This window comes from Pseudogemmobacter blasticus (assembly GCF_003071405.1).
GTDB classification, from domain to species: Bacteria; Pseudomonadota; Alphaproteobacteria; order Rhodobacterales; family Rhodobacteraceae; genus Pseudogemmobacter; species Pseudogemmobacter blasticus.
The window spans coordinates 1,890,924-1,904,326 of sequence record NZ_CP020470.1 but is presented as its reverse complement, the minus strand read 5'-3'; the positions used below and the strand labels follow the sequence as shown (position 1 = coordinate 1,904,326).

10 protein-coding genes and 1 pseudogene are annotated in these 13,403 nt (G+C 65.2%); 3 read left to right on the top strand and 8 right to left on the bottom strand.

Going from position 1 to position 13,403, the window contains the following annotated elements; genetic code table 11:
- Positions 1-73 precede the first annotated feature (73 nt).
- The 7 genes from B6K69_RS09290 to B6K69_RS09260 all read right to left on the bottom strand — a co-directional run bounded on the left by B6K69_RS09290 (position 74) and on the right by B6K69_RS09260 (position 8,026).
- Positions 74-1,630, bottom strand: coding sequence for a L,D-transpeptidase family protein (locus tag B6K69_RS09290; RefSeq protein ID WP_108643580.1), 1,557 nt, complete (start codon positions 1,628-1,630; stop codon positions 74-76).
- Positions 1,623-2,630: an ABC transporter ATP-binding protein gene (locus tag B6K69_RS09285; protein ID WP_108643579.1), complete on the bottom strand. Its 1,008-nt coding sequence runs from the start codon at positions 2,628-2,630 to the stop codon at positions 1,623-1,625. The genes B6K69_RS09290 and B6K69_RS09285 overlap by 8 nt, the downstream gene beginning before the upstream one ends.
- The gene (locus B6K69_RS09280; RefSeq protein WP_108643578.1) at positions 2,623-3,600 is read right to left on the bottom strand and encodes an ABC transporter ATP-binding protein; all 978 of its coding nucleotides are present in this window, start codon (positions 3,598-3,600) and stop codon (positions 2,623-2,625) included. The genes B6K69_RS09285 and B6K69_RS09280 overlap by 8 nt, the downstream gene beginning before the upstream one ends.
- Positions 3,597-4,415: an ABC transporter permease gene (locus tag B6K69_RS09275; protein WP_108643577.1), complete on the bottom strand. Its 819-nt coding sequence runs from the start codon at positions 4,413-4,415 to the stop codon at positions 3,597-3,599. The genes B6K69_RS09280 and B6K69_RS09275 overlap by 4 nt, the downstream gene beginning before the upstream one ends.
- Positions 4,416-4,424: 9 nt before the next feature.
- Entirely contained in the window at positions 4,425-5,357 is a 933-nt protein-coding gene (locus B6K69_RS09270; protein WP_107672584.1) for an ABC transporter permease, read from the bottom strand.
- Between the two features lie 79 nt (positions 5,358-5,436).
- Positions 5,437-7,074: an ABC transporter substrate-binding protein gene (locus tag B6K69_RS09265; RefSeq protein ID WP_108643576.1), complete on the bottom strand. Its 1,638-nt coding sequence runs from the start codon at positions 7,072-7,074 to the stop codon at positions 5,437-5,439.
- A 46-nt stretch (positions 7,075-7,120) separates the two neighbouring features.
- Positions 7,121-8,026 (bottom strand): serine hydrolase, encoded by a 906-nt coding sequence (locus tag B6K69_RS09260; RefSeq protein ID WP_123876553.1) that lies wholly within the window; start codon positions 8,024-8,026, stop codon positions 7,121-7,123.
- Positions 8,027-8,164: 138 nt separating this feature from the next.
- Between B6K69_RS09260 and B6K69_RS09255 the strand changes: the two genes are divergently transcribed.
- Both B6K69_RS09255 and B6K69_RS09250 read left to right on the top strand, forming a co-directional pair.
- Complete coding sequence (locus B6K69_RS09255) at positions 8,165-9,091, top strand: LysR substrate-binding domain-containing protein (RefSeq protein WP_164681920.1); 927 nt, start codon at positions 8,165-8,167, stop codon at positions 9,089-9,091.
- A gap of 45 nt (positions 9,092-9,136) precedes the next feature.
- Positions 9,137-9,360 (top strand): annotated as a pseudogene (locus B6K69_RS09250) (transposase); the annotation flags it as partial.
- 289 nt (positions 9,361-9,649) lie between these two features.
- Here the strand turns inward: B6K69_RS09250 and B6K69_RS09245 are convergent.
- The gene (locus B6K69_RS09245; RefSeq protein ID WP_108643574.1) at positions 9,650-11,230 is read right to left on the bottom strand and encodes an RNA repair transcriptional activator RtcR family protein; all 1,581 of its coding nucleotides are present in this window, start codon (positions 11,228-11,230) and stop codon (positions 9,650-9,652) included.
- A 175-nt stretch (positions 11,231-11,405) separates the two neighbouring features.
- Here B6K69_RS09245 and B6K69_RS09240 point away from each other — a divergent pair, with 175 nt between their 5' ends.
- Positions 11,406-12,962, top strand: coding sequence for a vWA domain-containing protein (locus B6K69_RS09240; RefSeq protein ID WP_108643573.1), 1,557 nt, complete (start codon positions 11,406-11,408; stop codon positions 12,960-12,962).
- The last annotated feature ends 441 nt before the right edge of the window (positions 12,963-13,403 follow it).

The following is a 13,403-nucleotide window of genomic DNA, read 5'->3' as shown; positions in this document are numbered from 1 at the left end:
AAGGAAGGCCCCGGTGGCGCGTTTGAACTTGCCGACCGGGGAGCTTGAGGTGAGCCGCAGGAAGATGTGTGGTTCAGGTCCGCGCGACAGGATCGTTGGGCCAGGATGGGGTTCCGGGCCGGCACAGGAAGCACATCTCGGTTCCGGCCTTCACGCTGCCGCTGGCAAAGATCATCGCCCCGTCATGCGGTGCGATGATCGGGCTTCCGTCGGCGCGCTTGCCGATCACCTCGTCTTTCCGCACCGATTCGCCGGTCACATAGGTGCGCAGCAGGCGGTCGTCGTCGCTTTCGGCAAAGATCGCGTCCCCGATCTGCAGGATCTGCGGTGGGGCGGGGGGCGGACCTGCCTCGGCCATGATCAGGCCAAGCGCTGCCAGACCGCGCGCGATCACCTCATAGGCCATCCCGCCCGAGGCCGGGTCCTTGTGCGAGCCACACTCCACCGTGATTGCCGCCCCCCCGACAAAGCGCATGAATTCCGTTGTGCCGATGGCGTGCCCGATCTCGGACGCGCGGCCTTGCCGGGTCAGGGCTTTCAGATGCGCCGGCATCCAGCCCTGAACCGCGAAGGGCAGGCCAAGCGCGCGGATCAACTGCCGCTCTTCCTGTGGGCGGACATATGGCTCCAGATCGCTGCCGGGCGCATCCGGGCCAAACAATGCGAAGGCCGGTCCTTCGGACCCGAAGGAATGCAGGTCGATCAGCACATCATGGGCGCGCAGCATCGAACACAGCACATTCGCGACCCGATCCTCGTTGACCTGCGGCACCGGATATTCGTGCAGGTCGCGGTTCAGGTTGCGGTCCCCCTCCCGCCGGTCAAGCCGGTAAGCCATGTGATTGACCACAGGCACGAATGTCACCGAGCCGCAAACCAGCTTGCGGCGTCCGGCGCGGAACTCGGCGATCATCCGGCTGATCGCTTTCGGCCCGCACCCCTCGTTGCCATGGACGGCCCCGGTCACGATCACGCGCGGACCGGGTTGCAGGCTGTGAAAGGTTACGCTTTCCAGACTGTCGGGCAGCGACAGCGCCGCTGCGGCCTGATCCGGTGTCGCGATGTCGATGATCATGCCGGGGCGCAGCCGCCGCGCGAGTTCCAGCAACTGGTCATGCGGCACCGCCACACAGCCCGCCGTGCCGGTCATGTCAGGGCGGGCGGCATGAAGGAAGATCGCGCTGCCCCCTGCCACGCGCGGGACGGCATCATTCCAGCCCAGCGGGATGAAAATGTCGAACAGCCTTGGCGCGCGATCCGGCGGTGGCTCGTTATGGCTGCGGGCGCGCATCCGGTTGTAATCCGGGCTGGCCGGGTTCTCGATCCAGTCATAGCTGTCGGGCTTGGGTTTGAAGGGAAAGGCCATGGCGGCCATGACGCCATCATCAAAGATGCCGGGCTCGTAATAGCCGTAGCGCAGGGCAAAGCGCCCTGACGGTGTGGCGCCGTCGCCCTCGCGCTTCAGCGCCGGGTCCACGATGCCCGAGCGGCCCACGGCGCAAGGCACCGTCCAGTCGCCGATGGTCAGCGTGCCACGATGCGGGGCGGCAGGGTCGTGTCCTGCCCGCACCGTGATGACGAGGTCTGGCCCGATTTCCGGGATTGCGGAGGGGGCTGATTGGTCAAGCATGGGATGTTCCGGTTTTCAGCAGATGACAGCGCGCCTGATGATCGGCGCCGAGGCGGGTGAAATCAGGCACCTGGCCGCTCTGGCACTGCGGCAGGGCCTGCGGGCAACGTGGGTTGAAGGCGCATCCTTCTGGCTGGGCCATCGGGCTGGGGATTTCGCCGCCCAGACGGGCCGGCGCCCGGTCGCGGTGCAGCGGGTCCGGGATCGCCGAGATCAGCGCCCGCGTATAAGGGTGGCTTGGCGTGGTGAAGATCTCGCGCCAGCCGCCTTCTTCGACGATGCGGCCCAGATACATCACGGCGATCCGGTCGCTCATGTGTTCGACAACGCCCAGATCATGCGAGATCAGCAGCAGGGCAAGGCCCAGCTTGTCTTTCAGATCCAGCAGCAGGTTGATGATCTGCGCGCGGATCGAGACATCCAGCGCAGAAACCGGCTCGTCGCAGATCACCAGTTTTGGCCGCAGGATCAGCGCCCGCGCGATGCACAGCCGTTGACGCTGGCCGCCGGAAAATTCGTGCGGATAGCGGCTGGCCACTTCGGGCGACATGCCGACAAGGCCAAGCATCTCGGCCACGCGCGCCTCGCGCTCGGTCCGGTCGGTCATGCCATGCAGGCGCAGGGGCGCTGACAGGATCTCGCGGATGGTCTGGCGCGGGTTCAGCGACGACATCGGGTCCTGGAACACCATCTGCGCCGATCTTGCCAGCGCCATGGCCGACACCTGCGCCGCCCCCGTTATCTCGTGTCCGTCCAGCCGGATCACCCCGGCCGTCGCAGGCACCAGCCCCAGCAGCGCCTGCGCAATCGAGGATTTGCCACAGCCGCTTTCGCCCACCAGGCCAAGACATTCGCCCGCCTGCAGTGTCAGATCCACCCCGTCCACGGCCCGGACGGCAAAGTGCTTGCCGCGCCAGCCTTGCCGCACCGCGTAATGCACCTTCAGGCCCTGCACCGACAGCAGGGGCGTGGCGGCCGGGATCATTGCGGCCTCAGACATGATGCAGACACCGGACCCGGCCCCCCTCGTTCAGATCGGTCATCGCCACGGGTGCCGCGCGGCATTCCGCTGTGGCGCGTGTGCAGCGCGGCGCAAAGCGGCAGCCCTGCGGAAAATCGCGGATCGCCGGCACCACGCCGCCGATCTCGGTCAGCCGCTCCTGCCCCCGCTCCAGCCGCCGCCCCAGACGCGGCAGCGCATTGATCAGGCCGCGCGTGTAAGGATGCGCCGGGGCGGTGAAGATCTCCTCGGCGCTGCGCTCTTCCACGATCTGGCCCGCATACATCACCGCCACGCGGTTGCAGACGCGCGCCACCAGCCCCAGGTCATGCGAGATCATCATCACCGCCGTGCCCTTGGCGCGGCACAGTTCAAGCACCAGTTCCACAATCTCGGCCTGGATCGTCACATCCAGCGCCGTGGTCGGCTCATCTGCGATCAGCAGCGCCGGGTCGCAGGCCAGCGCGATGGCGATCATCACGCGCTGCCGCATCCCGCCCGAAAGCTGGTGCGGATAGGCGTTGATCCGGCGCTCCGGGCTGGACACCTGGACCTGTTCCAGCGCCTCGATCGCCTTCAGCCGTGCGGCCCGCGGCGTCAGGCCTCGATGCAGCACGAACATCTCGCCGATCTGGTCGCCCACTGTCATCAGCGGGTTCAGCGCCGTCATCGGCTCTTGAAAGATCATCGACACCTTGTCGCCGCGCAGGCGGCGCATCTCGTGCGGGGGGAGCGGGGCCAGATCGCGGCCTTCCAGCAGGATCTGCCCGCCGCTGACGGCCATCGGTGCCTTCAGCAGCCCTGCCAGGGCCAGGGCGCAAAGGCTTTTGCCACAGCCGGATTCCCCCACCAGGCCGAAAACCTCGCCGCGGTTGATGGTGAAATCCACCCCCTCGACCGCCGGGACACGAACCGCCCCGTCAGAGAGGCTGATCGCAAGGTTGCGCACATCCAGAACCGCCTTGGTCATTTGCGGCCCTTTCCATGAGGATCAAGAAGGTCACGCAGACCATCGCCCAGAAGATTGAAGCCCAGAACGGCGGCAAACAGTGCGAGCCCCGGAAAGATCGCGACCCAGGGCGCCACCATCAACTGTTCGCGCGCCGAGGACAGCATCCCGCCCCAGCTTGGGTTCGGCGGCACAACGCCAAGGCCAAGGAAGGACAGCGAGGCTTCGGCCATGATCGCCGAACCCACGCCCATCGTGGCCACAACGATCAGCGGCCCGGAAATGTTGGGCAGCAGTTCCCGGAACATCACATGCAGCGGGCCAAAGCCCATGGTCCGGGCCGATTGCACATAGTTCAGCGATTTCTGCGTCAGCACCTGCGCGCGCGAGATCCGGCAGCTATAGGCCCAGTCCGTCATGCCAAGCGCGATCAGCAGGCTTGGCAGCCCGGGGCCAAGGATCGCCATCAGCGCAAGCGCAAAGACGATGGTCGGGATGGAGAGCATGAGGTTGGTCAGACCCTGCACGATTTCATCCCACCAGCCGCCGATGTAGCCCGCCGACAAGCCCAGCGAGACGCCGATGGCGGTGTTCATCACCTGGACCGCCAGCCCGATGAACAGCGAGATGCGGGCGCCATAGGCGATGCGGGAAAAGATGTCGCGGCCCTGCTCGTCGGTGCCCAGCCAGAACTGGGCGCCGGGCGGTTCTTCCGCATACATCAGATTGGCCGAGGTGACCGGGTCATAGGGCGCGATCAATGGCGCAAACACGGCCAGCAGAAAGATCAGCAGGATGATCCCGCCGCCGACATAAAGGTTGGCTCCGGCTTTCATGGTGCTTCCTCAGCGGTAACGGATGCGAGGATCGACCACCAGATAGGCAAGATCGACCAGCGTGTTGATCAGCAGGAAGAACAGCACGATCACCAGAATCGCGCCTTGTACGGCGGGAATGTCGCGCAATCCGACCGAGTCGATCAGCAGCGAGCCGACCCCCGGCCAGGCGAACAGCTTCTCGATCACCACCGAACCGCCCAGCATCGAGCCGAATTGCAAGCCGATCGTGGTCAGCACCAGCACGAAGGCGTTGCGCGCCAGGTGGCGCAGCACCAGACGCCGCTCTGACATGCCCTTGGATCTTGCGGTTCGGATGAAATCGGAATTCAGGGTTTCCAGCACGGCGGCACGGGTGGTGCGGGCCAGCAGCGCCATGGGCGCGATGCCCAGCGTGATGGCGGGCAGGATCAGGTGTTTCAACCCGCCCGAGCCATAGCCGAAGGTCGGCAGCCAGTGCAGCTTCAGAGAGAAGACATACATCAGCACCAGCCCCGCCCAGAACGCCGGGATCGACAGGCCCGAAACCGCCAGTGTCATGGTGGCAGTGTCCAGCCAACTGCCCCGGCGCATGGCGGCGAAAAAGCCCAGTGGCAGGCCGATGCAAACCGCGAACAAGATCGCCGCGCAGGCCAGCCGGAACGAAGCCCAGACCCGCCCGGAAAGCATGTCTGCAACCGGGCGCTTGGTGGCATAGGAAACCCCAAGATCACCCTGCGCCAACCCCGCCATATAGCGGCCAAAGCGCTGTGGCAGCGGATCGTTCAGGCCCAGTTCGGCCTCGATCCGCTCCAGCACTTCGGCAGAAACGTCGCGCTTGTCGGCCTGAAGCGACGAGGCATAGGTGCCCGGAATCACGCTGAACAGCACGAAGACAAGCGTCACGACGACAAGGACAGTCAGGGCGGCCTGGAACAGCCGTCTGAGCAGGACATTCAGCATGGTGCATCCACAGGCTGACGGGACTGGCAGGGGGGCGGCGCGATGCCGCCCCTCCGGGTGGACAGATCGGCGGGGCCGATCAGCGCGAAGGCGCGTTTTCGTCCAGCCAGACCTGATCCACCTCGATGATCGCGGCCTCGGTCACATTGGCGTCCACGCCATGCACCCAGGGCTGGGTTGCCAGCACGGCCTTGTTGTAATTGTGGAACCAGACCGGTGCCTGATCGAAGATATAGGCATCGGCCTTGCGCACCAGTTCCACCCGCTTGGCGGCGTCAAGCGTGGCCATGGCCTCGTCCAGGATGGCATCGAAGGCGGTATCCTTGAAGCCCGCCCGGTTGGTTGACCGCGGGCGGCGGCTGTCGAAGCTGCGCAGCGCCGAGATCGGATCGGGGCCGGTGCCGTTGGAGCGGAACCAGGCCGGGGCTTCGCCCTTGTTGATCGCCTCGACCAGCACGCCTGCCTCGACCACCTTGGGGGTCACGGTGATGCCCACGGCGGCAAGGAAGGGGGTCATGGCCTGAAGGACGCCCAGCGAGGACGTCGCATCCGTCACCCAGGCCTCGAAGCTGACGCCATCGGTCAGGCCCGCCTCTGCCAGCAGGACCTTGGCCTTTTCGGGGTCGAAGGCATAGGGCTTGCGGTCGGGATCGAAACCGGACGAGGGCGTCGGCAGCCAGCCAACAGCCTTGAACGCCTTGTTCTTCAAAAGCTTTTCAATGATGATGTCGCGATCCACCGCATAGTTGATCGCCTGCCGCACGCGCACATCGTCAAAGGGCTTCATGTCGAGGTTCATGCCCATATGACGGGTGAACATCTCGGCAATCTCGATCAGGCCCTTCGAAAGCTCGGGGTCTTGCGCATACATGACATAGCCGTTTTCCGACAGGACGGTCGCGTCGATCTCGCCCGCACGGAAGGCCACATCCAGCGCCGAATAGTCATCGGTGATGGTGAATTCGATGGCATCGGCATAGGGCTTGCCCGCCTTGAAGTACTTCTCGAACTTCTTGCCCGAGATGCGCGAGCCTTCGATATGTTCGACAAAGGTGAAGGGGCCGCAGCCGACCGGGTTCGACAGGAAGGTGCCGCTTTCCACCGCTTCGCGCGGCAGGATCGCCGTGACGGCCTCGAACAACAGGAAGCCCGGATCGGCAAAGCTGTCGAAGGTGATCGAGAAGGTCAGATCGTCGATCTTGGTCAGACCCGCCACCGTATCGGCCTTGCCGTCAAGATAATCCTGGGCGCCCTTGATGTTCTGAAGGTTGGAAATCGCCGACAGGCTGCTGCCCGGCGCAAGGATGCGCGAATAGGACCAGATCACGTCATCGGCCACCAACTGGCGGCCATTGTGGAAATAGATGTTGTCGAGAAGCTTGTAGGTGAAGGTCTTGCCGTCGTCGCTGACCTTCACCTCGGAAGCCAGTTCCAGCACGACCGAATTGGTCGCCGAATCCCAGTTGTAAAGCGAGCGGTGGAACGCTTTCGACACCGCCATGTCCTGCGATTCATAGGTGGCGTGCGGATCAAGGCTTTGCAGCGCCGATCCGAACGGGGCCACCATCTGCAAGGTGCCGCCAGGGCGCGGCGTGCCCGCCTCCTGTGCGCGGGCCGCAAAGGGGATGGTGCCGACAGCCGCGGCTGCGGTGCTGGCAAGCATCGCGGCCAGCATACGGCGGCGGCTCAGAACAAGAGAGGCGGGCGAATGGGTCATGGTCAGCTTCCTGTTGGTTGGTCTTGTTTCTTGTCTTTGGGGTGGGTCAGCCGAAGGCTTCGGCAATGAAGGCGCGGGCAAAGGCGGGCAGGGTGCCGGTATGGGCCGCCGCCGCGGGGCCTTCGGTCATTACCGCCAGCGTGGCCGAGCGGCCATCCGGCGCCGAGAACGCGGCCACGTCATGCCGTGTCCAAGAGGTATGTCCGGCCTTCGACCAGACGCGGAACGAGGCCGGGATCCCATCGGTCAGAAAACCGGCGATCTGGTCGCCTTCGGGGTCAGGCCCGGCACTGCGTTGCCAGTCGCGCGACAGATGCCCCGCCATCCAGTCCCGCCCGGGCAGCGCGCCGCGCAGGATGTCATGCAGCATGGCGGCGCAGGCCTGCGCCGAAAGCTGATTGCCCGGCCGCACCCGCCGCGCCTGCCGGGCACGGCCATAGGGGCTGTCTTCATAGGTGGAATGGATCAGATACACCCCTTCCAGCGCCGGAAGGTTGAGCGCCTCCAGCCAGTCCTGCACCTGATGGCGGGCTGTCACCCAGTGTTCCAGCGCCGCCTCATCCAGCACCGGACCGTCAAAGGCACCGGTCAGCCGACCCAGCAGATAGGTGGTCGCATCGTTTGACGAGATGCCGATCATCGCCTTGACGGCCCGGTGATCCTCATCATCCAGCACAAGGCGGCCGTCGGCCTCGAAAGCTGCAAGCGCCGCGAGATAGACCATCTTGCAGACCGAAGCCGGGTAGATCTGCTGACGGCCGCGGTGTTGCCAATGCGCCTGTGCGGCAAAGGGGCCGGGATTAGCCTCGATCAGCGGGCGGTCGTGCAGCATCGCGCAGGCCGAAACCTGCTCGGCCCCGAAAGCGCCAGCAGCGGCTTGCAGAAGCGCCTGAAGCCCGGCCTCCGCGGCGCGGTCCAACACGGAAGAGGGGGGCGGGGAAGGCAGGGTCAAGCGGCGTTTCCATCCGTTGGTGACGAACAATATGTCAGGAATGCTAAGCCCGCATCGCACAGGCGAGATACAGAAAAGGCTATTCTACTTCATTCACTTTGGATATGATCTGACGCTACAACCTTGATGGGGGCGAAGATGCGGCCGGGGCTGACCTTGCGACAGGTGGATGTGTTCCGCGCCATCGTGAAATTCGGCACGGTCACCGCCGCCGCCGCCGCGCTCGGCTCATCCCAGCCCACGCTGACGCGCGAAGTGCTGCGGCTGGAGGCGGCCGTGGGCTTTCAGTTGTTCGAGCGGCGGCGCCAGCGGTTGCATCCGACCGCGCGTGCCCTGAAACTGTATCACGCCATCGAAGAGGCCTATTCCGGCCTCGACAAGATCAATGCCTCGCTTCTGCGGATGCGGGCCGCCTATGGCGAGATCCTGCAAGTGTCCACCCTGCCCACCTTTGCACAAAACCTGCTGCCCGAGGCGGTGGCGCGGCTGCATCGCGAGGCACCGGGTCTGACCATCGAGATCGACAACGGGGACCCGCGCAACCAGTCGCCCATCTCGGGCTTCAATTTCGACCTTGGTCTCATCGAGGGGGAATATGCCGATCCCACAACAGAGGTTATCCCGCTTGGCCGTTTCCCGCAGGTCTGCCTGATCCCTGCCGGGCATCCGCTGGCCAATGGCGAAGGGCCGCTCAGCCTGCAGGATTTCCAGGATCACGCCTTTGTCTCGCTGGGGCCGAAAGACCCTTACCGGCTGATTCTTGACCGGATGTTTGACGAGGCGGGCGTGACGCGGCGCCTGCCCGTCACCATGCAATCGGCCAATGCCGTGGGCGAGATGGTGCGCAGCGGCCTCGGGGTCAGCATCCTCAACCCCCTGACTGCCCTCAGCTATCTTGGAGATCGCGTGGTGCTGCGCAGCTTTTCCCAGGCGCCGGATTTCATGGTCTGCGCCCTGCATCCGGCAGATCGCCCGTGGGTGGACAGTGCCGGGCGGCTGGTCGGGCATCTGAAGGCGGTCTGCAACGAAACCCGGCAGCGGCTGAGCGCGCTCCGGCTGGTCTGAGCGGGCTGCCGGACACGGCAGCATCGCGCAAGGTTGAGGGCCAGGAGCCTGCCTTCGGCTGACGGGCTCTTGGCCGATCGGGGCTATGATGCCGATTGGGTCAGAGAACCTTTGAAAGATAGGGGGATAATGCCATCCATCCCGGCCAGGAAATCGCGTGGAAAGCCCATCAAGCACGATAAGCGCTGCTACAAGCGTGCAACAGGATCGAGATCCTGTTCGGGCGACTGAAGGACTGGCGCAGGGTTGCCATTCGTTATGAACGATGACCGAAGGCCTTCCTCTCGGCCGTCGCTCTCGCCTCGACCGTCATGCTCTGGCTATGGATGCAGAACGAGTTCTGACCCTAGCCCTAGGCGACGTTATCCGACGGTGGCAACGCCGGACATGTGCCCCCTTGAGAACTCCCGCGATGCCCGAGGTCATCACGACCTGGCGAACCGGCCAAACGCGCTGCAGGCCGGTGCGATGCTGTCCCCTTCGCCGCCACCGCTCTTTCGGCCAGTTCTCGGCGCTTAGATGTCGTCGCCATGGAAACGGCCGAGAAGCTGGTGCCCCTCAGCCAGGCTGATTGCCTGTCACGGCTGCCCAATCGAGCCCAAAGCGTGCCAGATACTTGCGCAAGCGGTCGGCGTCGTTCTGGCTGGCCTTCTCTGTCCGCGACACGGCGAACAGCCTGCGCCCCGCCGCCGAAAGACTGGCGGATTCCCGGCAAGCCCGGATGACACTGGCCAGTTGGGCACGGTCGAATTCGTCCAGACGCAGCGCATCCGGCACGACCTCGGCCAGAAGGGCACTGTCCAGATCGGCGGTTGCGGCGCGCCACTGGTCGGCCAGCGTTGCGATCTCGGCCTCGACCATGGGCACGGTGATACGCCCACGCTCTGCCAGCACCGCCATCCGGTGGGCCGAGGCCTGCAGATCCCGCAGGTTGCCCGGCCAGAGGGTGGCCGGATCCTGTGCGAACCGCAGGTAGCGGGCCAGCGCATCGGCGTTGAAGCCGGTCTTGCGGCCAAGCTGGCGTTCGCTGCTGTCGATCATGTCCAGAAGATGGGCCTGAATGTCCTGCCGCCGCTCGCGCAGCGGGGGCAGACGGAACACCCATTGCGACAGCCTTGCGTACAGATCGGTGCGCAGATGCCCTGCCCGCACAAGCGCGCCGGGATCGCTGGCCGCAGTGGCGATCAGGTGGAACCGGGCAGTCACCTCGGCCTCGGACCCGACGGGGCAGTAGCGGCCGGTTTCGATCACCTGCAACAAAGCGGCCTGTTCACCGGGCCCAAGCTCGTCGATCCGGTCAAGGAACAGCACGCCGCCATCGGCTTCACGAAGGAAACCCGGGCGCTCGCTGCCGGCAATGCCGGTGGCGGCCCGGCGCTGGCCGAAAAGCGCGGACAATGCCTGATCGCCGCGCAAGGTGGCGCAGTTGACCTGCACCATCCGGCCCTTGATGCGGCGGCGCACGAGTTTCAGCTCATGGATATGCGCGGCAAGGGCAGACTTGCCGGTGCCCGGCTCTCCCAGCAGCAGGATCGGCGCATCCGAGGTGGTGGCAACCAGATCCAGCCGTTCGGCCAGCGCCCGCATCGCGGGGCTGACGGTTTCCACCCCGCCCAGCAGCAGGGCCGAATGGTCGCGTGCGGCCGCTTCGAACCGGCGTTGCAGCGCGTTGTAGCGGGCCAGATCAGGGTCGATCACATCCAGCGTGCCTTGCGGTGCCCCGCCTTCTCGTGGCGGGCCGGTCTGCACCAGCCGCGCCGGGATGTGGCGGCTTTCGGTCAGCAGGAACCAGCAGATCTGCGCGACATGCGTGCCGGTGGTCAGATGCACATGGTAGCGTTCGCGATCTTCATCAAACCCGTAATCGGCGGCGAAGTCGTAAAGCCGGCCGTAGACTTCCTGGAAATCCCAGGGATCGGCCATGTCGATCCTGACCAGTCGAACCTCGGTCTCTGGCGATGTGCGTGCGATGGCGGCGGCCACGTTGCAGGCCAGATGGAAATGGCGCTGGTCGTGGATCAGCTCCAGCCGGTCGACGGGGAAACCGGGTTGCGCGCAAAGCTGGACGGACGGCCGCCATTCGCGCCGCTTGCCCATGTCAAGCTGGGTGCCGAGAAAGCCGATGACGACATTGCGCATGTGGGTAATCCTTTTGGATAAATCTATATACCAAAAGATATCATATGGCGAAGCAGTTTCTGCCGATTTGCCGTTTAGTCAAACATTTTCAATCTCTTGAACAAAATTCAGATTTTCTTCACAGCGCGCCCAGAACTGGGCAGAAAGAGGGGGCGAAAACAGAAGGAAGACGATCATGGCAAACAAATCCGTGTTTGCATCGCTGGCAGGGCGGCTCTTGCCGCGGGCAACCGCCACCAACGCCGAAGGGACCAGGGCCTATGCCTATGGCGCCGAGCACAAGCTGGCACAACTGGCGATGACCGGTACCTTTGGCGGCGGGTTCTATCAGGACGCGCAGGACGAGGTCTCGGCACTGGTCGAGGCGGCAATAGCGGTGGACCCGCTGTTTCTGGCGCAGACCGCCGTGCATGTCCGGGAAAAGGGGCACATGAAGGACACGCCGGCGCTGTTGCTGGCGGTGTTGTCGGCCCGCGATCCGGCGCTGTTTGCGGCGGTCTTCGGGCGGGTGGTCACCTCGGGCAAAGTGCTGCGAACCTTCGTGCAGATCCTGCGGTCCGGCCAGACCGGGCGCAAATCGCTTGGCTCGCGGCCCAAGGCGATGGTGCAGCACTGGCTGAACACGACCAGCGACGCGCAATTGCTGGCGGCTTCGGTCGGCAATGATCCGTCGCTGGGCGATGTGGTCCGGATGGTGCACCCCAAGCCGAAAACGGCCTCGCGGGCGGCGTTCTACGCCTGGCTGATCGGCAAGCCTGCCGATACGGCGGCGCTGCCCGGCGTCGTGCAGGATCTGCTGGCCTTCCGGGCCGGGGCTTCGGCCAAAGTGCCGGACGTGCCGTTCCAGATGCTGGCCGATCTGTCGCTGACGCCCGACCAATGGGCGGATGTGGCGCGCAACGGCTCGTGGCAGATGCTGCGGCAGGGGCTGAACATGCTGAACCGCAAGGGCGCCTTTACGGTGTCCGGTGTGGTTGAACATGTCGCGGGGGTGCTGCGCGATCCGGGCCGTATCCGGGCCGCCAAGGCGCTGCCCTATCAGCTTCTGGCAACGCTGACGGCGCTGGCGCCCGAGGTGGACGAACGGCTGCGCGATGCCCTGCATGACGCGATGGAGCTTTCCGTGGCGAATGTGCCGGCGCTCAGCGGGTCTGTCGCGGTTTGCCCCGACGTGTCGGGGTCGATGTCCTCGCCGGTCACCGGCTATCGGCCCGGGGCCACCACGGCAGTGCGCTGCATCGACGTGGCGGCCCTGGTCGCGGCGGCGGTGCTGCGCAAGAACCCGAAGGCCCGCGTCCTGCCCTTCGAGGTGCGGGTGCGCGAAGCCCGGCTGGAAGCGCGCGATACGATCCTGACCAATGCTGCGAAACTGGCGGCACTGGGCGGGGGCGGCACCAACTGTTCGGCCCCGCTGGCGGCGCTGAATGCGGCGCGGCTGGCGCCCGATCTGGTGATCTTCGTCTCGGACAACCAGTCCTGGGTCGATGGTCGGCAGGGCGGGCAAGGGACGGCGATGATGGCGGAATGGAGCAGGCTCAAGGCCCGGAACCGGGCGGCGAAACTGGTCTGCATCGACATCCAGCCGTATGGGACGTCGCAGGCAGCGGAGCGGGACGATGTGCTGAACATCGGCGGCTTCTCGGATCAGGTCTTTGACCAGATCGCCGACTTCGTCGCCGGGCGGATGGGGCCAGACCACTGGGTCGGCCATATCCGCGCCGTTGAACTGTAACCTTTCCCCCGGCGTCCGCGCCGGGGGACTCCGGGTTTTCCCGGCGAATGCTGGCGGAACTACAGCTGGTCGCGGGTTCAATCCCCGCCTGCCCTTCGATGGCAGTAGCTCAGCGGTAGAGCACCTGTTTCGCCCAACCTTGTCGCCGGGTCCATGACAGAAGGAGATCACATCCGGCGAATGCCGGCAGGACTACAGGTCAGAGCGCCGGGGCAACCCGGAGGCCGCGCGTTCAACTCGCGCCATGCGCAAGCGTGTAGCTCAGGGAAAAGTCTTGCCCGTCTTGTCGCCGGCCCCCGAAATCGGGGCGAATGCCGAAGGGATTACAGCTCGCACAACGGGATAACCTGTGGGGTTCAAGCCCCCACCTTGCAGGCGGCCAACGGTGTGGCCGGGGTTCCCATAATCTCTTTTCTCTTGTCGCCCCGACCTGAATACTCC